The 18,454-nt window shown below is 68.7% G+C and carries 17 protein-coding genes and 1 pseudogene; 12 read left to right on the top strand and 6 right to left on the bottom strand.

From position 1 onward, the window contains the following. Window positions 1-52 precede the first annotated feature (52 nt). The 3 genes from IEY91_RS31835 (at window position 53) to IEY91_RS31825 (ending at window position 2,847) form a co-directional block, all read left to right on the top strand. The gene (locus tag IEY91_RS31835) at window positions 53-415 is read left to right on the top strand and encodes a gamma-glutamylcyclotransferase family protein (RefSeq protein WP_189176645.1); all 363 of its coding nucleotides are present in this window, start codon (window positions 53-55) and stop codon (window positions 413-415) included. 494 nt (window positions 416-909) lie between these two features. Then, entirely contained in the window at window positions 910-1,743 is an 834-nt protein-coding gene (locus tag IEY91_RS31830) for an NAD(P)H-binding protein (RefSeq protein ID WP_189176644.1), read from the top strand. A 348-nt stretch (window positions 1,744-2,091) separates the two neighbouring features. Further along, complete coding sequence (locus IEY91_RS31825; protein WP_189176643.1) at window positions 2,092-2,847, top strand: SDR family oxidoreductase; 756 nt, start codon at window positions 2,092-2,094, stop codon at window positions 2,845-2,847. 609 nt (window positions 2,848-3,456) lie between these two features. Here IEY91_RS31825 and IEY91_RS31815 read toward each other — a convergent pair. The 3 genes from IEY91_RS31815 to IEY91_RS31805 all read right to left on the bottom strand — a co-directional run bounded on the left by IEY91_RS31815 (window position 3,457) and on the right by IEY91_RS31805 (window position 6,507). After that, window positions 3,457-4,659, bottom strand: coding sequence for an epoxide hydrolase family protein (locus IEY91_RS31815; RefSeq protein ID WP_189176642.1), 1,203 nt, complete (start codon window positions 4,657-4,659; stop codon window positions 3,457-3,459). 659 nt (window positions 4,660-5,318) lie between these two features. After that, the gene (locus tag IEY91_RS31810) at window positions 5,319-5,804 is read right to left on the bottom strand and encodes a DUF4267 domain-containing protein (RefSeq protein ID WP_164327258.1); all 486 of its coding nucleotides are present in this window, start codon (window positions 5,802-5,804) and stop codon (window positions 5,319-5,321) included. Then, window positions 5,776-6,507: a 2-oxoglutarate/malate transporter gene (locus tag IEY91_RS31805; protein WP_229697353.1), complete on the bottom strand. Its 732-nt coding sequence runs from the start codon at window positions 6,505-6,507 to the stop codon at window positions 5,776-5,778. The genes IEY91_RS31810 and IEY91_RS31805 overlap by 29 nt, the downstream gene beginning before the upstream one ends. 40 nt (window positions 6,508-6,547) lie before the next feature. Here IEY91_RS31805 and IEY91_RS31800 point away from each other — a divergent pair, with 40 nt between their 5' ends. After that, window positions 6,548-7,174 (top strand): TetR/AcrR family transcriptional regulator, encoded by a 627-nt coding sequence (locus IEY91_RS31800; RefSeq protein WP_189176641.1) that lies wholly within the window; start codon window positions 6,548-6,550, stop codon window positions 7,172-7,174. A gap of 463 nt (window positions 7,175-7,637) precedes the next feature. On the opposite strand, the gene IEY91_RS31795 is transcribed toward IEY91_RS31800, so the two are convergent. Beyond that, window positions 7,638-8,240, bottom strand: coding sequence for a hypothetical protein (locus tag IEY91_RS31795; protein WP_189176640.1), 603 nt, complete (start codon window positions 8,238-8,240; stop codon window positions 7,638-7,640). Window positions 8,241-8,352: 112 nt separating this feature from the next. Between IEY91_RS31795 and IEY91_RS31790 the strand changes: the two genes are divergently transcribed. From IEY91_RS31790 to IEY91_RS31775, 4 genes are all read left to right on the top strand, one after another. After that, on the top strand, window positions 8,353-10,335 hold the full coding sequence (locus IEY91_RS31790; protein WP_189176639.1) for a trypsin-like serine peptidase: 1,983 nt from the start codon (window positions 8,353-8,355) through the stop codon (window positions 10,333-10,335). Between the two features lie 199 nt (window positions 10,336-10,534). Continuing rightward, window positions 10,535-11,269, top strand: a complete 735-nt coding sequence (locus tag IEY91_RS31785; RefSeq protein WP_164327262.1) for a S1 family peptidase — start codon at window positions 10,535-10,537, stop codon at window positions 11,267-11,269. A gap of 134 nt (window positions 11,270-11,403) precedes the next feature. Beyond that, the gene (locus tag IEY91_RS31780) at window positions 11,404-12,216 is read left to right on the top strand and encodes an SDR family NAD(P)-dependent oxidoreductase (RefSeq protein WP_189176638.1); all 813 of its coding nucleotides are present in this window, start codon (window positions 11,404-11,406) and stop codon (window positions 12,214-12,216) included. 126 nt (window positions 12,217-12,342) lie between these two features. Beyond that, a complete protein-coding gene (locus IEY91_RS31775) occupies window positions 12,343-12,675 on the top strand; it encodes a hypothetical protein (protein ID WP_189176637.1) in 333 nt (110 codons plus the stop codon). On the opposite strand, the gene IEY91_RS42700 is transcribed toward IEY91_RS31775, so the two are convergent. Then, window positions 12,621-12,821, bottom strand: a complete 201-nt coding sequence (locus tag IEY91_RS42700) for a toxin glutamine deamidase domain-containing protein (protein ID WP_373288065.1) — start codon at window positions 12,819-12,821, stop codon at window positions 12,621-12,623. The genes IEY91_RS31775 and IEY91_RS42700 overlap by 55 nt on opposite strands. 38 nt (window positions 12,822-12,859) lie before the next feature. On the opposite strand from IEY91_RS42700, the pseudogene IEY91_RS31765 reads away from it, so the two are divergent. From IEY91_RS31765 to IEY91_RS31750, 4 genes and pseudogenes are all read left to right on the top strand, one after another. Continuing rightward, window positions 12,860-13,291 (top strand): annotated as a pseudogene (locus IEY91_RS31765) (helicase DnaB); the annotation flags it as partial. A gap of 432 nt (window positions 13,292-13,723) precedes the next feature. Next, a complete protein-coding gene (locus IEY91_RS31760) occupies window positions 13,724-14,728 on the top strand; it encodes a DUF2637 domain-containing protein (protein WP_189176636.1) in 1,005 nt (334 codons plus the stop codon). 95 nt (window positions 14,729-14,823) lie between these two features. Next, window positions 14,824-15,483 (top strand): MobC domain-containing protein, encoded by a 660-nt coding sequence (locus IEY91_RS31755; RefSeq protein ID WP_189176635.1) that lies wholly within the window; start codon window positions 14,824-14,826, stop codon window positions 15,481-15,483. Then, window positions 15,480-17,171: a relaxase/mobilization nuclease domain-containing protein gene (locus IEY91_RS31750; RefSeq protein WP_189176634.1), complete on the top strand. Its 1,692-nt coding sequence runs from the start codon at window positions 15,480-15,482 to the stop codon at window positions 17,169-17,171. The genes IEY91_RS31755 and IEY91_RS31750 overlap by 4 nt, the downstream gene beginning before the upstream one ends. An 891-nt stretch (window positions 17,172-18,062) precedes the next feature. Here IEY91_RS31750 and IEY91_RS31745 read toward each other — a convergent pair. Continuing rightward, the gene (locus IEY91_RS31745) at window positions 18,063-18,230 is read right to left on the bottom strand and encodes a hypothetical protein (protein WP_189176633.1); all 168 of its coding nucleotides are present in this window, start codon (window positions 18,228-18,230) and stop codon (window positions 18,063-18,065) included. Window positions 18,231-18,454: the final 224 nt, after the last annotated feature.

Here is an 18,454-nt window from a genome sequence, read left to right as displayed (position 1 = left end):
AACGCACCTCCCGGCGTCCCCGGACTTCTTGCTCGAACAGGGTTCCACCGACATGGCGCTCTCCGCCCACCACTCCCTTTTCACCTACGGGACGCTGCAGATGCGCGAGGTTCAGCTCGCACGCTTCGGCCGTCTTCTTCAGGGCCGCCGCGACGCGCTGCCCGGATACCGCACGACAGAGATCTGGATCACGGACCCTGACGTCATAGCGGTCAGCGGCACCGACCGGCACCTGCTCGTCGTACCGTCGGACGACCCCGCCGACGCAGTCGAGGGCGCCGTACTGGAGCTGACCGATGAGGAGTTGGCCGCGGCGGACGACTATGAGGTCGACGACTACGCGCGCGTCGAGGTGACTCTCGTGTCGGGCGCGAAGGCGTGGGCATACCTTGAGTCCGCCCGAAATGCCGTTTGAGGACTTGATTCCGGGCAGCGGGCTGACCGTGGAAAGATGCCTGCGATCCAACGGCCGTGAGTGCGGTGAGGATCTCGCTCGTCGTGGCGACCGGTCCGACGTCTGAATTTGTGACCATGCCGGTCAGCCTGGCGCACCATCACATGGGCGAACGGCGTCTTGTCCAAGCCCAGGCACACGGGGCGGACCCGCGGCCCCGGGGCGTGTGCAACGCCTCCGCGGCCGAGGAGCTCTCTGGTGCGGATCATGCCCGTGGGCGAGGGGTAGGCCGCACGGCCGGCGGTGTCCGCGTACGAGCTCATCTGCAGAGCCCCTGCCCGATCGGACGGTCCCGGTACCCGTCGCGTGTACGCCAGTTGGAGCACGTCGAGCTCTCTGTACGTGAGCGGTGTACGTGCCCAGCCACGGGAATGACCAGGCGTTTTCTTGACCTGAAGCCTGATAGAGGTTCTAGTGTGTCGCCTACTTGATCATCTGATGACGGGAAGACACCCATGATCCTCGTGACCGGAGCCACCGGAAACATAGGCAGTGCCCTGCTGAAGGAGCTGCACGCATGCGGTGCCGGGCCGCTGAGAGGGCTGACCCGTGATGCCGCACGGGCCGTCTTCCCCGATCAGGTCGAGGCTGTGGAGGGCGACTTCGCGGAGCCGGCGTCGTTGAAGCCCGCGCTGGATGGGGTGCGCTCGCTGTTTCTTGTGTCGCGTCTGGGCTCGGACGCCGACATACTCGAAGCCGCCCGGCAGGCGGGTGTGGAGCACGTCGTGCTGGTGTCGTCCATCACCGTTCAGACCCACCCGCACCTCGGCCCCGCCGGCGAGAACCTGGCGGTGGAGCAACTGCTCAAGGCCAGCGGCATGGCCTGGACGATCCTGCGGCCGACACAGTTCGCCTCGAACGCCCTGATGTGGGCGGCTTCCATCCGTGGCCACGAGACCGTCCGCGCGCCGTACGCCGAGACCGCGCTGCCGACCATCCACCCCGGGGACATCGCAGCGGTGGCACGGGTGGCACTGACCGAGCCCGGCCACCAGGGACGCACGTATGCCTTGACCGGCCCAGAGCCGGTGACCGCCCGACAGCAGGCCGAGGCCATCGCGGCAGCACTGGGTCGGCAGGTTCCCTTCGCCGAAATCAGCCGCCAGCAGGCCCACGCACAGATGGCCGCGGTCTTCGGCGCCGAGGCCGCGGACGCGGTGCTCGACGTCACGGGCGGAGACGTGAACGACGAGCTGCTGATGGTGCGCGACACGGTTTCACAGGTCACCGGAGTGCCGGCACGGCCGTTCCGGCAGTGGGCTTCGGAGAACGCCGTCGCCTTCCACTGAATCGCTTGGGCCTGAGCACGTTCGTCCGTACTGAGGCAGGTTGTCTCAGAAGTACGCCGACAGCTGGCTCATCCGCGACCAGGTCGAGGTCGGGCTTCGGGCGGATCAGCGCGATGAGAGCCCGATCGCGGCCACGCTGACAGTGCCGTGCCAGACGTACAACGCCCGCTTCGCTCCCCGGTCGTGCGTGGGTGTGGCTTCAGCTGGGCCCACTCGCCGTTCATTGATCTCCCCGTCGTCCCATGCCCGTGCCGCGACTCGGACCCAAGGCGGTCGCATGACCGCCGGACAGGCCCTACTCACCTCACCGTTGCCGCACGCGACCGCCCGCCCGATCGAAGGAACAACATGAACCTCACCGACCGCCGCGTGGTCATCACCGGGGCGGGCCGCGACTTCGGCCGCGCGCTCGCCCACCACTTCGCCGGCCTCGGCGCCGAACTCCTCCTCGCCGCACGCAGCCTGGAAGCGGCCGAACGCACCCGCAGCGAGATTCGCGACCGTGGCCACGACCGCGTGCACGCCTTCGCCTGTGACCTCGCCGACCCTGCCTCGATCCGTGAGTTCGCCGCGGCGGTCGGCCGCCGCACCGACCGCGTCGACGTCCTCGTGAACAACGGTGCCCGCTGGCTGGAAGGCCCGGACCTCCTCTCGGTCTCCGACGAGGACGTGGCCGACACGATCGCCTCGGGCAGCACCGGCACCATCCTCGTGACGAAGAACCTCCTGCCGCTGCTTCTCGCCTCCGACCACCCCGACGTGGTCACGATGGTCTCCGTATGCGGTGTTCCCGGAGCCCAGCACCCCGTGGCACACGAGGCCTACTATGCGGCCAAGCACGGCCAGAGGGGCTTCACCGAAGCGCTCTCGCGCCGTCTGCGTCCCCAGGGTGTCCGGGTGATCTCCCTGTTCCCGCCGGACTTCGACAGCAGCCGTGACCCGCTGTCCCCGGAGTGGGACGCCACCCCGCGCGGAGCTCAGGACCCGCTCGCGGCACAGTCGGTGATCGACTGCATCACCTTCGCGATCCAGCAGCCGCGCGACTGCTACATCAATGCCTTCCACTTCGAGTCCCTGAACCCTCCGCCACGGCCGGTCAGCTGACAAGCACCTCCGCAGAAGCCTCGCATGGCACCGCGAAGTCGACTTCGGCCCCGGCCCCGCGCTCCTTCTCGCCGAACTCGGCTTCCTCGCCGAACAACGCAACGACGCTCCCACGGCCCTCACCCCGCACCACCAAGGCCTCTCCGTCGCCCGTGACAGCGGCGACCCCCGGGCCCTGGCCCTCGCCCACGAGGGCCTCGCCGGGGCACATACGCCCTCGCGGGCCAACCTGTGCAGGCCGCGCGCCTCCTGGGCACAGCCACCCGGGCCCGGGAATCCGCCGGCGCGCATCTCCCTGAGGCCGAGCGCAGCGATGTCGAGCGCATCATGACCAAGGTCCTCGCGACGCTGGGCACAGAGACGTTCGCTGCTGAGTTCGCCGCCGAAATCGACGACGATCCCAACCCAGGAAGCCATGGCGCGGTGACGACTGGACCGGGCTGAGGAACCTGACCCGATCGCCGTGGCCGAGCAAGGCATGCCCGGGTGTCGGGGTACGGGCCCTGGTCGGGCTGCGGATGCTGCCGAAGGATCAACGCCACGAACAGCGGCTCGCTGCGGTGACAGTGGCTGACGATCACGGACCACCCTCGGTGGAGCCGCCCGCAGTCACTCAGGGGCGGCCTCGTGAAGTTTCCGGAAGAACCTTCTTACGTCGCCGACCAGCAAGTCCGGCTGTTCCATTGCCGCGAAGTGCCCGCCCCGGTCGTACTCCGTCCACTGCACGATGTTGTTCGTCCGATCCGCGATGTGCCGCAGCGGGATGAAGTTGTCCCGTGGGAAGTCGGCCAGTGCGGTCGGTGTTTTCGACGGCCCGGGTGGCGTGCCCCAGTAGTCGGCGTGTGCGCGTTCGTAGTAGATGCGGGCGGACGAGCCGGCTGTGCCGGTCAGCCAGTACAGCATGACGTTGGTGAGCATCTGGTCCCGGTCGACGGCGTCATCCGGGCGGCCCTGGGAGTCGGTCCACTCCTTGAACTTCTCTGCGATCCAGGCCAGTTGGCCGACCGGTGAGTCGGTCAGGCCGTACGCCAGCGTCTGCGGCCGGGTGGACTGAATGTCCGCGTATCCCTGGCGGTCGCGGTTCCACTCCTGGAAGCGTTCCCAGGAGGCCAGTGTGCGCTTGCGCTCGTGCGGGGTCAGGGCGTCCAGCTCGTGCGCATCGGGTTCCTGCGTAGCGGCCGAGTTCGGCAGCAGGTTCAGGTGCACGCCGATGACCCGGTCAGGCCACCTTCGGCCGATCTCGCGCGAAATGGCAGCTCCCCAGTCACCGCCCTGCACGCCGTAGCGTTCGTAGCCGAGGTGCTCCATCAGCTCGGCGAACGCGGCGGCCACCCGCTGGAACTCCCAGCCCGTCTCTTGCGTCGGTCCGGACAGTCCGAAGCCGGGGATGCTTGGCAACACGACATGGAACGCATCCGCCGGGTCGCCGCCATGCGCTCGCGGGTCGGTGAGCGGACCTACGACCTCGGCGAATTCGACGATCGAGCCCGGCCAGCCGTGCGTCATGATCAACGGGGTCGCGTCCGATTCCGGCGACCGGACATGGACGAAGTGGATGTTTGCCCCGTCGATCGTGGTGGTGAACTGCGGCCACTCGTTCAGCCTGGCTTCCGCGGCGCGCCAGTCGTACTCGTGCCGCCAGTACTGCACGAGCTCCTTCAGGTAGCCCCGGGGGATTCCGTATGCCCAGCCCACTCCGGGCAGTTCATCCGGCCAGCGGGTGCGATCCAGACGTTCGTGCAGATCGTCCAGTTCGCCTTGCGGGATGCGGATGCGGAACGGGTGAATGTTTTCGTCAGGCAACGTCGTCATGCCTGCGCATGCTACGTCCGGCTGTCCACGAGCAGATTCACCGGGCCGCCTCCACGTTGGTAACTATGTGTGAATCAGAAATGGCCTTTCGTGGGGAACTGAACTGACCGTCGGCACCGCTCGGAGCGGATGGTGAAGCGGGGGTTTGTCGTGAACTGCCCGCGTTGCTCTGGGGAAGGGAACGCCAAGTACTCGTACCGACATTGAAGTTGGTCCGCTGCGGCACCTTGCGGTCAGGGGGCGGGAAGAAAGACTCGATCGGCTCGGGTGGGGCTGGTCATTCGAGTGTGGCGGGACGGGAAACCGAGCGGACACCGCCGGTCTCGGAGACTGCCCGGAAGAGGGCGACCGCGGCCTACCTGGACCTGTGGCGGGACACAGCCGAGGCGGCGAAAACCTCGGACTGGAAGTCGCCGCGACTTGCCCGACACGCGACGGGCGAAGCACTGAAAGCGATCATGCGTGGAATGTACGCCGACCATCGGAACGGGCTCATCGCGAAGGGGATGCCGGAGAACGCTCCGAAGGTCACCAAGCCGCCCGCGTCCAGGTCGGCCAGCTGCCGTGCAAGCGCTTGGGCAGCGCAGTACTCGGGGTCGGCGCCGAACAGCGGCTTCATGCGGATACGGCCAACCGTCGAGTAGGCACTGTCCAGAGGGTCATGGTGAGGGTGTCAGGTGTGTCCTCTCAGGCGGGCGTTGGCCGCTCTCGGTCAGCAGCATGATGGCGGTGAGCACGACGAGAGCGGCCGCCGATACGTGAATGCTCAGGGCTGTGGTGTACGTGCCGCCATGGGTGAGGACCGTGAGCGCGTCGCCGAGCGGAATGATGGCGTCTATGAGGACCACCCAGCCGAGTGTCCGCCGCTGGCCGATCGTGAGCAGCAGGAACACGGTGGCTGCCACCGCGATGTCGCGTACGCCCTTCACGGCGAAGTAGCCGTCGGCGTTTCCCTCCGGCCAGGGGGTGATCCCGAATCCGGAGGGTGCGCCGTCAGGGTTCAGCAGGAAGTTGAGCCCGAAGAACAGAACCGTGGCGCCGGACAGTGCGGCAAGGGCCGTGGTGATGTGACGCCTCTTCGCGGAGCCTCCCAGCGGGAAGGCAGAGCCTGCGGGGTCACGCGGGAACGGCACACGTGTGGTCATGGGTGGACCTCCGGAGCGGGGTAGTGGGTTTCTGCCGGATCAGGGTGATGCCGTACACGACGGTCCAGACGACCCACATCAGCCAGCCGACGAGACCCAGGAGGCCCATGGCGCCGTCGTCGTCGATGACCCAATGGGCGAGGGTGGCGGAACTGAACTGCAGTGCGGCGGCGAGCAGTCCCAGGGTGCCGTGCCAGGGCCGGATCAGGCCCGTGCGCAGACCTCCGACGGACAGGCCGAGAAGGGCGAGCGCCAGGAACGTTCCGTTGAGGGTGAACACCGCATCGTGCAGCGCCCAGAGTGCCGCGGTCGCGGAGGGATCGTGCGGGGCTGTCGAGGTCAGGGCGAGGCGGGTCGCGATGACCCCGGCGAAGGTGACGTTCTGAAGGGCCAGACCGGCGAGTCCGAGCAGCGACCACGCCTCGTTGCGATCGCGCTCGGACCGCCGCAGCGCGATGAGCGCACCGGCGCCGAAGACCGTGGCCAGGATCCAGGCGGCGGGGGCCAGTGCGGATCCGATGCCGACGGCCGTGCCCTGCGTGGCGAAGAACTCGGTGACCTTGCTTGCTTCTGCGCCCGTGAGGGGCAGGCCGGCGGGCACCATGATCACGTTGCTGAGGGTGATCATGGCGGCGAAGCCGATGGCTGCCATGCCGCCGATCCGGGAGAAGCCGACGGCGGCTAACTTGGATTGCTGTGTCATATATTGATTATAAGCAGCGTAAACCTGGAGAGGGCAAGGCATGAGCGAAGAGCAGGACCGACGTCGCTATGACTCACTGCGTCGCACGACGCAGGCACGGGAGACCCGGGCCGAGATCGCCCGCGCCGCGCGCCGGCTCTTCGACTCCCAGGGCTGGGCGGGCACGACCGTGCGCGAGGTGGCGCGCGAGGCGGGAGTTTCCGTGCCCACGGTCTACGCGACGTACGGGAACAAGACCGGGCTGACCCGGGCCGTGGCCGATTCAGCTGATCTGTCCGCCGACGCGCCGCAGATGCTCGCGGAGTTGGAGGCCGCAGTGGCGAACCCCCGGGGCCAGCTCGCGGCGATGGCCGCCTACGACCGGCGGCTGTTCGAGCGCGCGGGCGACATCATCATGGTGATGCGCGAAGCGGGCCGCAGCGAACCCGAGCTCGCCACGGCCTACCGTGACGGTCGCGAACGGGGCGATGCGACCCGGGTGCAGGTCTTCTCGTCCTGGCCGGCCGGCACCCTCCGACCCGGACTTGACCAGCAGTCTGCCGTCGACATCTACGCGGCCATCTGCAACATCGACGTCTACACCACACTCACCACCGAACGCGGCTGGCCGCCCGGTCGCATCGAGGAGTGGTGGGGGCAGGCGCTGGCTCGCGAGCTGCTGAGTTAGGCACGCGACGAACATCCCGGTCTTCCCGCACCATTGCCGTCTGGCGTGGGACTCGGGTGATCGCGGGCGGCTGCCCGGCGCGGCCGCAGGCCGCTCTTCTCACGTAGCCGTCACGGCAGCGCGGGCTGTGCACTCAGGAGGCCGACGCGGCGGGCACAGCTTCCTTGTCAGGCCGGTGCGCGCCGGGGACTCCCACAGTTTCTTGCCCGTACGGGTGGGCCGACGGACTGCCGTGCCCCGGCCCTCGTCGAAGGCGACTGCCGGGCGAGCCCGGCCCGGCGTCGACGATCGGATCCGAGGGATGGGCGTCGGGCATGTTGCTACCTTCCTGAAAGCTGCTCCGTCATAGGGGTCGGCGTTCAGGCAGAGACTCCGTCAGGTTTAGGTTCGAGAGCCCTGATCGGGTCCGCGACCACGTGGGCTCCGGAGCGTGGCCGCACGGCTCGCACGCCCACGCACCCCGTCACGACGACGCACCACCAGCACGCTCGCGCCGCCGACGGTTCCACACCAGGACCCCGCCGAGCAGCCCTCCCGCCGCAGCGGCCGACGCGGCGCCGACCGCCACGCCGCGGCCGAAGCCCGAACCGCTGTCGCTGTCACCGTCGGCACCGTCCTTGGCTTCGCCGCTCTCGGCCCCGGTGACCGTGAGCCGCTCCCGCAGGACGATCGCCGGGTAGTCGCACAGGTAGTCCTGTTCGCCCTCGCCGACGCAGTCGGCGTTCTTATGGCGGAGGGTGAACTTCACTTCGTACGTGCCCGGCCGGGTCTTCGGCTTGATCCGGCCGGCGCCGACCCAGGCCCTGCCGGTGTCACCCATGGCTGTGTCGCTGGTCAGCGCGGGGCTGGTGACGTCCACCGAGGTCGGCCGCGGATTGCCTGGGCGCTCCTTGACCGTGAGCTCCACGAGCTGGCCCGGTCCGGCCGGGCCGTCGACGGACGCGTAGCCGCGCCCCTCGAAAGGGAGTTGGTCGGCGTGGGCCGCGCCCGGCTGCCCGAGCAGGAGGACAGATCCGGCAATCGCGGCAACTCCACCCCGTACGGACGAGCGTGTGAAGTTGATCATATGTGGACTTTGCCTTCCTTTGATGCACAACGGCCATACGATCTTGGCTGACCTTGACGCAGTCACGCCACACCGGGTGACAGGCGTCTCATTTATGTGGGGGGAAACAACAATGCACGTGCGTAGAGCGCTGGGCGCCGCGGCGGGAGCCGCGGCCCTGATCCTGCTGCCGGGACTCCCGGCCTACGCGGACCCCGGCGCCCCGACGCCCACGGCGAAGGCCACCGACACCGCACCGGCGGCCGGGGCCACGCCGGAAGGCAAGACTCCGGCCCCGCCCCGCGTGCCGCAGAGCAAGCCCCGCGTACCGAAGGCCAAGACCTCGTCGCCGACGGGGCGTACTCCGGGTGACAACGCCCCGGCCCCGACGCGCACGCCGGGCGACGAGTCCCCCGTACCGACGCCCGTGCCGGACGGCGGGGACAACGACGCCCGCGCGTTCACGCCGGCCGACGCCGACGACTACTGGACGCCCGCGCGCATGCGCGCCGCGGAGCCCGTCGCGGAGGACACGACGCGCAAGCCCGGCGCCCCGGCAAGCGCCCCGACCAGGCGGCCGCGCGCGGCCAGCAACCCCTTCGAGGGGCTGCCGATCGTCGGCACCTTCTTCTGGAACGACGGCACCAACACCGGCCGCTTCTGCGGCGGCACGGTCGTCAAGAGCCCCGGCAAGAACATCGTGATGAGCGCCGGGCACTGCTTCGACGACCAGGACGCGCGCAAGAACCTGACGTTCGTCCCGCAGTACGACGACGGCAAGAAGCCGCACGGCGCCTTCACCGTCAAGCCGGGCCGGATCTACGTCGACAAGCGGTACCTGTCCAAGGGCCCGGACGCCGCGGCCGACCTGGACTTCAACTTCCTGGTCCTCGAGCCGCGCGGTGGCAAGAACGTCGAGGACGTCGTCGGCGGCGCCGAGCTGAAGATCAACGCCGGGTACGAGCACAACCCGGTCCGCCTCATCGGCTACCCGGCCAACCAGAAGCGCCCGCTGGACTGCACGGACAAGACGGTCCGCTACAACAGCACCGACCCCAAGATCCCGGGCAGCTTCCTGCGCATCTCCTGTGACAAGTACTCCGGCGGCGCCTCCGGCGGCCCGTTCCTCATCAAGCAGGGCAGCGGCTGGGGCATCATCGGCGTCATCGGCGGCTGGAAGACCGGCGGCGACGTGGACGACATCTCGTACAGCTCGTACCTGGACGGCGACGCCAAGGCGCTGTACGACGACGCCGTGAACAACAAGCCCCCGGCCGGGCGCGGCATCCTCGGCAAGGCCGAGACCTGGAAGCACGCCGAGGTCATGGCCGGCGGCTACTTCACCGACGGCAACCCGGGCACGTGGGACTACTCCGACCTGGTCGTGCGCTGGTCGGACGGCGAAGTCTCCATGTACCGGGGTGCCGGTGAGGAGGGCGACAACTTCGACAAGGAGATCCGTCTCACCGGCCCCAACGGCACCTGGAAGCACGCCGTCACCATGGCCGCGGGCGACTTCTCCGGGGCCGACACCGACGACCTGATCGTGCGCTGGAGCGACGGCGAGCTGACGCTCTACCCGGACGTCGACGCGGCGGGCTTCCACGGCGAGGTGCAGCTCCAGAAGCCCAACGACCTCTGGAAGCACGCCACGTCCATCACCGGCGGCCGCTACACGAGCGACAACAAGTGGACCGACGACCTCGTGGTCCGCTGGAGCGACGGTGAGGTCACCCTCTACACCAACCTCAACCGCGACGGCTTCCACGGTGAGAAGAAGCTCGCCGCGCCCAACGGCACGTGGACGCACGCCTCGACGATGACCTCGGGAGACTTCACCGGCAACGACCAGCACGACCTCATGGTGCGCTGGACGGACGGCGAGCTGACCCTCTACAAGGACATCGACCAGAACGGTTTCCACGGCGAGGTCCAGGTCAAGAAGCCCAACCGGCTCTGGACGCACGCCACCGTCCTCGGCGCGGGCGACTACACCGAGAACAAGCACCCGGACGACTTCCTGGTGCGCTGGTCCGACGGCGAGGTCTCGATGTACCCGGACGCCGACGAGACCGGTCTGAACCGGGAGATCACGCTGGTGTACCCGCCGGCGTAACGGCCACCGGTACGCGCGTGACAGCACGCTGATGGGCCCCTTCCCCTCCCGGGGGAGGGGCCCTTTGCGTGGTCGCACGGTGGCCGCGACCACCTTGGCCTTCGGCTGTCCTGATGTCGTAGGGATTGTGCGGAACGATATTGCTCAGCAGGGCCTCTCCTTATCTGTACAGCTGTACCCCTAAGAGGAGTTGTTCTGCATGGTGCGTCGCTTTCGTGTCCTGCTGCTGACCGCCCTGGCGCTGGTCGCGGGCGCGGTGATGTCCTCCCCACCGGCCTTCGCCGTCATCGGCGGGTCAAAGAGCACCTACGGCCCGTGGGCGGTACGCATGCTCGTTGACGGCAAACCGGCGTGCACCGGGACAGCGGTCTCCCGCCAGTGGATCCTCACCGCCTCGCACTGCTTCTACGAGCAGGCAAAGCCGGTCGCCGACAAGCGGATCTCGTTCCGGGTGGGCAAGCTCGACATGCGCAAGGGCAAAACGGTCCGCCCGATACCCCACAAGCGCGTGGGCAGCGCGCACGCCGACATGATGCTCATCAAGGTCGCGCCGATGAACGTCCGCACGGCACGCCTGTCCAAGGTCGGCGTCCACCGCGGCCAGGCCGTGCGGGTATACGGATGGGGCGCCACCTGCACCACGGACGAGAGCGCCTGCCAGTCTCCCGTCCTCAAGCAGTCGGACCTGAAGGTCGTACGGCCCAACGACCCCCGGTGCGCAGGCCTCACCGCCCCGGGCGGCCCCGACTTCTGTATGAAGAAGGTGTCCGGCATTCCCGCGGGGGGCGACTCCGGAGGCCCGGTCATGACCGTTGGCCCACGCGGCACCGAAACCCTCATTGGCGTCTTCAACGGCTCCGACAGGGAGAAGGGCGCCGAGGCCGGCGAGGTGTCCCAGCAACTCTCCTGGATTCGCTCGGTCATCCGGCGATAGCGCCTGCGTGGCACGCGCCATGTCAGTGAGCTGATGGTCCACCGCGCAGCACCCGGTCGGCCGGGCGGTCCCGACGCTTCCTATGATCACGGTGCGGGTAACCGGAAGCTGACCACCTTCGGAGGCGAACGAGCATGTCGGAACAGCGTGTTGTCCTGGTGACGGGCGGGGGAACGGGAATCGGGGCCGCCACCGCCCGGCTGCTGCGCGCGGCAGGCCACCAGGTCGTGATCTCCGGGCGGCGGCCCGAGCCACTGCGCCAGGTGGCCGAGGAGACCGGAGCGCTGGCCCACCCGTCCGACGCCGCTGACCCCGAGGCCGTGCGCGAGCTCGTCGAGACGACGGTGACGGCCTACGGGAGGCTCGACGGCGTGGTGCTCAACGCCGGAATCGGGCGCGGTGGCGCGGTCGGCGACACCGCGGTCGAGGACTGGGAAGAGCTGATGCGGACCAACCTCACCGGCCCGTTCCTGCTGCTGCGTGCCGCGCTGCCGCATCTGCTGGAGGCCCGCGGTGCGGTGGTCGCGGTCGCCTCGGTCGCAGCCCTCCGCAACAGCGCCGGCAACGCCGCCTACGCGACGTCCAAGGCAGCCCTGCTCCACCTCTGCGGCTCCCTGGCCGTCGACTACGGGCCGCAGGGGCTGCGGGCCAACACGGTGTGCCCGGGCTGGGTGCGTACGGAGATGGCCGACCAGCGGATGGCGCGATTCGCGGCGGAGGCGGGGCTGGCGGGCGGTGCCGAGGCGGCGTACGAGGAGGCGAACCGGCTGACTCCCGCCGGGCGGCCGGGGGATCCGGAGGAGGTCGCCGGGGCGATCGACTGGCTGCTGTCGCCCGCCGCGTCCTACGTCAACGGGGCCGTCCTGACCGTCGACGGCGGGGTGACCACGGTCGGTGTGGGCGGTGCTGCCTTCGGCCACCGGATCGAGCCACGCACTGCGCGCTGAAGTTTCTGGGCTTGCATACGTTCAGTGCGAGAAGGGGCATGTGAACGACTGCTGAGTGTGGCCGGGTAGCCGGGGCACGGCAACGTGATCCGGCTACCCGACCACATCAAATGGCGTTACGTTTGCGTGAGTGCCTGGACCTTAGAGATCGAACTTCATGGTTTCGTCGAGTGTCAGAAACCTGCATTCGCCGGTCTTGAGGTCAACTCGCACTGGAGTGCATCCGATCACCATGTGTTCGAACCGTTCGGTACGAAGGAACTCCTCACTGTTGCACGGGACTACGAGGAATCCATCGTGAACGGTCACGTTCGCCCTGTCGACAACCAGTGGAACCTCTGCCGCCCCTGGGTTCGAGGCAAGGAATTCTTCCGCCAGTTGAACACCCTGAGGAATGTCGATCATTATTTTGTCCTCATGAAAAAGAAGCGCCCCCAAGAGCCTACGTTTTTCGCGTGACCCGTTTGCCCGTTCAGGAATACAACATCGCCTTCAATGTTGACGACATTGAAAGCGTGGCCGCTGCGCCCTCTCGCTCCTATGACAATTCCGCGTGCTCCTGGCCCCGCTTGTGCTATCTCCTCAACGATTCCGCTGCCCGGCACCGTGACGCGCGGACGACGCAGTCCCTGAGCGTGTCTGTCAGCGCCCCAGCCTGGACCAGGTCTACGGCTCCACCTGGATCACCGCAGGCGCGGGCAGCGTCCTCTTCGTCACCGGGAAGGCCGGCGATCCGGCCGTCACCCTGCACCACCTCAAGACCCCTACCGGGGAGGTCGGCCCGCTGGACGTCACCCACGACCACAAGCGCGGCACCACCACCCTCGACCCGACGAAGGACCCCGCCGTCCTGCTGCGCAACGCCCCGAACGGGATGAGCACCCCCGAGCTGGCGACCCTCCTGATCGGCGGCGGCGACCCCGAACGCGCCGACCTGGAAAAGGCACGGCGCCGCCTGGAGAACCTCGTGGCCACCGGCCTGGCGACCAAGGCCGAGGGAATCGCCGGAGGAGCCGGAGGCGGCCAGCAGGCGCGTTACTACGCCTCCGCCCGCCATCTCACCGCCGTCGGCTGACCTGCCCCGACGGTCCTCGCGAAGCGATCACGGAACCGTACACGCGGCCCTCGCCCGTGCACACCGCCGTGAACCGCTCACAGCGCACACGCTCACCGCGAAAACGCAGGTCAAGCGATCACGCGAGAGCCCACGCCGTACACGCGCCCAGGCGATCACGCGCGGGGCCCCCTTTAGAAGGGGGCCCCGCGTGTACGCCCCCTCCGTGAACGCCCCTCACTCCCACCCCACAAGCCCCACCTCCCCACCCTGGAGCCCACCGCCTTGCACTCCCCTGCCCCGAGCGCCCCGGCAGCCATACGCCGTCGCCGCGGTATCCGCGCCGGCATCGCTCTGCTCCCGTTCGCCCTCAGCCGCCGAGGGCGAGGCACTCGGCCAAGTGACGATCCTGGGGATGCCCGCGGAGCACACGCACCCGCTGGGGGCCGCCGCGTGAACCGCAACGGACGCATCACCCTCGTCATCGGCCTCGTCGCCGTCGTCCTTATGGCCTTCCGCGTCTCATGGAACGCTCTGTCCGACGTGGCCCGCGCCATCGGCGCAGACCCCACCGCAGCCCTGCTCTACCCGATCGTGATCGACGGGCTGATGGCCCTCGCCCTGGTCGCCACGCTCGTGCTGACCGGTCCCGACCGGAAGTTCGCACTGCGGGTCCTGGCGGCCTACACGATCGCCAGCCTCCTGCTGTACTACGTCCACGGCCTCGTCCCGGCCCTGCACACCACGTCGATCCAGTGGGGCCGACTGACCGACCGGGCCCCGGCGAACTGGGCCCTCGTGCTGCTGTCGACCTCGCTCCCGGTCGGATCGATCTACTTCGGGTCGGACCTTGTGGCGAAGGTGCTGCACCACAACCCCGAGTCGGCCGACTCCGCCGAAGCGGCCGCTGCCCAGTCGGTCAGTCGGCAACCTGACGAGTCGGCTGGCGAGCGGGCCGCACGGTCGACGTCTGACGGGGCTGAATCGGCCCCCGACCAGCTGACCGAGTCGACCCCTGTGGTGGCTGAGGTGCCCGTGCTGGGGCCGACCGCGGGCGAAGAGTCGGCCCCCGCTCCCGCTGCCCGTCCGCCCCGGTCGGCCGCCGTGGCGGAGTCGACCGGAGCCGACCCGCGTCGGGCGACCAGTCGGGCCCCCGCCGCCAAGTCGACCGCCGACCGCACCCGCCCCCGTACCCGGACCGACACCGAAGTCCTCGACGAGGCCCGACTCCTGACCGCCAACTGGAGCGACAAACGGCTGACCGCCGACCGCCTGCGCGACGAACTACGGATCAGCCAGAAACGCGCCCGCGTCGTACGCGACCAGCGGAAGACCGAGCGCACCGGCCAGGCCGAACCCGCCACGTACGACAGCTTCGAGGCCGAGCCTGTCGACGGACTCGACGAGGCCGCCTCCCCGCAGCAGGGCGAACCGAACGTGCCTGCCGACGCCGCTTGATTCCCCACGTTCACCTCCCCCTCGCAGCCCGCCCCCGCGTCCCTCGGGAGGCAGCGCGGGGCCCTCAACACCAGCACCCCACGGAGATCCACCTCATGCACGACCCGCACCACGAACCCCTCGCAGCTCAGCAGAAGACGACCACCACCTCCGTCACACGCGCAGCAAGGTATCCCGCTGGACCGTCCACAGGCCGGCCCCACGGGGAAGCCTCCGCCCCGGGGGTGGTGGAGGCAGGCGGGCGCCAGGGGGCGCCCGAGGAGGAACAGCCCGCCGACGCCGCCCCCACCGCTGCTGTGCCGCTGCCGCGTGCCGCCGACGAAGCCGCCCTGCATCGCGTCGCCCGCCGTCGCAAGCCCGACCCCAACGGCCAGCGCAAGCAGCGCGTCGACGCCCGTTACAGCAGCGAGGAGAAGGCCGCCATCCTCGCCAAGGCCAAGTCGCTGAACGTCAGCGGCGCCCACTACATCGCCGTCGTCACCCTGGCCCACGTCCACGGCTACCTCACCCTGCCCGGCCAGCGCACCCCGCTGGACGACTACATCGACGAACTCAACGCCCTGCGCCAGCAGGTCGCCGCCATCGGCCGCAACGTCAACCAGATCGCCAAGAAGCTCAACTCCGGCGGCTATCCCCACCCTGGGTACAGCGCCCTGCTGGCCCAGACCGACCGCACCCTGGATGCCATCGGCACCGCCGTGAGCCACATCGCGGCAGCCGCCAACCAGGCCGTCAGCCACAAGGCGGCCCGATGATCGCGAAGATCAGCAGCGGCAAAAGCACCGCCGGGCTGATCCGCTACCTGTACGACACCAAGAAGGCCAAGGACCACACCGACCCTCACCTGGTCGCCTCCTGGGATGGCTTTGCCCCCGACCCTGGCCGCACCGACGACTTCACCGCCGTCAAGAAACTCCTCGTCGCCGACCTCGATCTGCACGTCAAACAGGCCAAGCGGCTCGGCCGCGCACCCGAGAAGCACGTATGGCACTGCTCGATTCGCGCCGCCGAGAGCGATCGCCGCCTCAGCGACGAGGAGTGGGCCGACATCGCCCGCCGCGTCATCGCCGCCACCGGCATCGCAACCGCGGACGACCCCGACGGCTGCCGCTGGGTCGCCGTGCGCCACGCCCCGGACCACATTCACATCGCCGCCACCAAGGTCCGGGCGGACCTGCGCACCGCGCGCCACTGGAATGACTACCTCATCGCCGACCGCGAACTCGCCGCCATCGAGAAGGAATACGACCTCCACCAAGTCGTACGCGGGGACCGCACCGCTGCCAAGCGACCCACCCGCGCCGAACAGGAAAAGGCCAAGCGCGCCGGCCACGACCGCACCGCCCGCGAACTCCTGCGCACCACGGTCCGCACGGCTGTTGCCGCCGCCACCAGCACCGAGGAATTCATCCGCCTCCTGGAACACACCGACGGGGTCCTCGTCGACGTCAAGCACTTTCCCTCCGGGGACGTGCGCGGCTACACGGTCGCCCTGCAGGGCGACACCAACGGCAAGACGGAGCCCATCTGGTACTCCGGCTCCGAACTCGCCCCCGACCTGTCCTTCCCCAAGATCCGACAGTGCCTCCAAGCCGCCGATCCTCAACTCCGGCGCGAGACGACCAACCCGTGGCACCAGGCCACGGCCGCCGCCGAGCGCATCCCCCACCACTTCGACCAGGCGGACGACGGGGCTGCCCAAGCGCACCTGGCTGCCTTCGGCGAGGCCCTCGACGCTCTCCCTCTCCTCGCACCCCGGATGCTGCGGTCCCGACTCCGGCAGGCAGCACACGCGTTCGAGCGTGCCACCCGCTCCCGTATCCAGGCCGAGCACCACCACGCGCGCACCCTGCGCGGCGCCGTGCGGGCCATGCTCCGCGAGCCCGTTTCCGATGGAAACGGCGCGGTCCTGGCGATGTTCCTCGATGCTGCGATCCTCGTCGTCATCGCCGCCGCCCGCTGGCACCAGCTCCGCCACCACGAGCAACAGGCCACGGCAGCCCACCAGGCCCTGCTCCATCTCCAGACCGCCTACGACCAGGCCGCCGCCGCGCCCCTGGCCGCGCTCGCTCAGCGCCGACCGCCCCAGCAGACGATCGACCGGCACATTCACCGCATACGCCGGAGCGTCCCCGACCACGCACAGCAGATCCTGGATGACCCGGCCTTCGACGCCCTCCTCGTCGTCCTGACCGACGCCGAAGCCGCAGGTCGCGATCCACAGCGGCTCCTCCAGCAGGCTGCCGACCAGCGTGCCCTGGACGACGCCTTGCGCCCGGCACGGGTCCTGACCTGGCGCATCGAACGCCTCAGCGCACGGCCGACACCCATCGCAGATGCGCGTGCGGCACAGGCCAAGAGCACGGCATCGCGCCCCGGCGCGCCGGTACAGGCGACGACGGTCGCCCCGGCTTCGCAGCCGCCACAAGCACGGGGGCGCTGACCAGGCTGAGTGTCTGTGCGAGACCTCCGGCAGTAGGCCAGAGGCGGCGCAGATGCCTTCGAGAGCAAATGCGCCGCCTCACGGCGCGAGGCCCGGCCGCGCTCGGCGGGGGTCTTCGTTGGTCGGGTTTCTAGACGGCGTACCAGCCGCGCCAGGCGTTGGACTTGTAGGTGCTGCGCCAGTGGCTGCCATTGGCGGCCTTGACGCAGAAGGGTGGCGAGGTGAGATAGAAGGAATCGACCTCACCCTGTCCTTCCTACGAGAGAAACGTTCCAACACCCAGCGTTTCACCCGCCGCGTCAATCTCGGCCTACCCACCTTGCGTCAACGGTGATAGGGCCTTCATCACCCTTCTCTGCACCGTCGTTCGACGGTGCAGAGAATCACGCGGATGACCCTCTGTCTGACGTGGCCGGACCATCAGGTCCTTCGCGCGGCCTCGGCCGGGCAAGGTGCTGTTTCAGCCACCTCATCCCAGCCTGCCAGGAATTTACCGCATGCGGTATTGCGCCCTAGCCTCCACATTCTCACGAATTACATCGGGGGCTACTGGCGCTCCCTGAGCAGCATGCACTGCCCTTCCGAGCTTGGCTGTGGATTTCTCGTCCTTCAGCTTCTGGACTGCATCCTTCGGCAGCTCTCGTGCAGTTTCCCAAAGATTTACAAGCTCTTCAGGAAGGCCCTGGGGCTGGTTCGGTGCCACGGCGAACTCCTTTCGACTGTGTTTACAATCGAAGCCCTTCCTTCCCGTGGCGGGTGCGTGATCATCACGTCAGTGAGAAATCAGCCGAACGGACCCCTTCTGCCGCAGCAGCGATCGCAGCGCTGTTCAGGCACGGGGCTCGGTTCCTCAGTGGGTGCGGGGTAGTCCGTGTTGCGATGCCGCGCTGGTCAGGTGAGGGCGGTGGGGGCGAGGCGGATGGTGTGCGGCTGCTGCTGGGCCCGAATGCGGATCGGTCTGGGCTTGACGACGGCATCCCGTTCGGTGGGGTGGGGCTCGCTGCGCGGAGGCCGGGGTGGGCGGGTGAGGCAGCGGACCATGAGGGTGAGTCTCTGCACCGTCGAACGATGGTGCAGAGAAGAATGATCGCGGCCCATGTGATCAGTACCTCGCTGTGCTGCGGAAGGTGCTCGTAGTCTCGGACCAGGCGGAGGGCGTTCAAGACCACCATGTGCCTCCTCCTCCCGTTATATCTTTTTTGCCGGGGTCGAAGCTGCGGGTGGTCTTGCCGACGATGGCGGCGGCCTTGACCGACTGCGAGTCGATGACGATCGCGACGGAC

The organism is Streptomyces lasiicapitis, assembly GCF_014646335.1.
GTDB classification, from domain to species: Bacteria; Actinomycetota; Actinomycetes; order Streptomycetales; family Streptomycetaceae; genus Streptomyces; species Streptomyces lasiicapitis.
The sequence above is the reverse complement of the archived record's forward strand: the minus strand, read 5'-3'. Positions and strand labels throughout refer to the sequence as shown.

What these genes read in the sequence shown, in the direction of transcription:
- IEY91_RS31790 (WP_189176639.1), top strand. Translation starts at nt 8,353, where the DNA reads ATGCACGTGCGTAGAGCGCTGGGCGCCGCGGCGGGAGCCGCGGCCCTG.
- IEY91_RS31815 (WP_189176642.1), bottom strand. Translation starts at nt 4,659, where the DNA reads ATGACGACGTTGCCTGACGAAAACATTCACCCGTTCCGCATCCGCATC.
- IEY91_RS31825 (WP_189176643.1), top strand. Translation starts at nt 2,092, where the DNA reads ATGAACCTCACCGACCGCCGCGTGGTCATCACCGGGGCGGGCCGCGAC.
- IEY91_RS31795 (WP_189176640.1), bottom strand. Translation starts at nt 8,240, where the DNA reads ATGATCAACTTCACACGCTCGTCCGTACGGGGTGGAGTTGCCGCGATT.
- IEY91_RS31810 (WP_164327258.1), bottom strand. Translation starts at nt 5,804, where the DNA reads ATGACCACACGTGTGCCGTTCCCGCGTGACCCCGCAGGCTCTGCCTTC.
- IEY91_RS31785 (WP_164327262.1), top strand. Translation starts at nt 10,535, where the DNA reads ATGGTGCGTCGCTTTCGTGTCCTGCTGCTGACCGCCCTGGCGCTGGTC.
- IEY91_RS31755 (WP_189176635.1), top strand. Translation starts at nt 14,824, where the DNA reads ATGCACGACCCGCACCACGAACCCCTCGCAGCTCAGCAGAAGACGACC.
- IEY91_RS31780 (WP_189176638.1), top strand. Translation starts at nt 11,404, where the DNA reads ATGTCGGAACAGCGTGTTGTCCTGGTGACGGGCGGGGGAACGGGAATC.
- IEY91_RS31750 (WP_189176634.1), top strand. Translation starts at nt 15,480, where the DNA reads ATGATCGCGAAGATCAGCAGCGGCAAAAGCACCGCCGGGCTGATCCGC.
- IEY91_RS31800 (WP_189176641.1), top strand. Translation starts at nt 6,548, where the DNA reads ATGAGCGAAGAGCAGGACCGACGTCGCTATGACTCACTGCGTCGCACG.
- IEY91_RS31830 (WP_189176644.1), top strand. Translation starts at nt 910, where the DNA reads ATGATCCTCGTGACCGGAGCCACCGGAAACATAGGCAGTGCCCTGCTG.
- IEY91_RS31835 (WP_189176645.1), top strand. Translation starts at nt 53, where the DNA reads ATGGCGCTCTCCGCCCACCACTCCCTTTTCACCTACGGGACGCTGCAG.
- IEY91_RS31805 (WP_229697353.1), bottom strand. Translation starts at nt 6,507, where the DNA reads ATGACACAGCAATCCAAGTTAGCCGCCGTCGGCTTCTCCCGGATCGGC.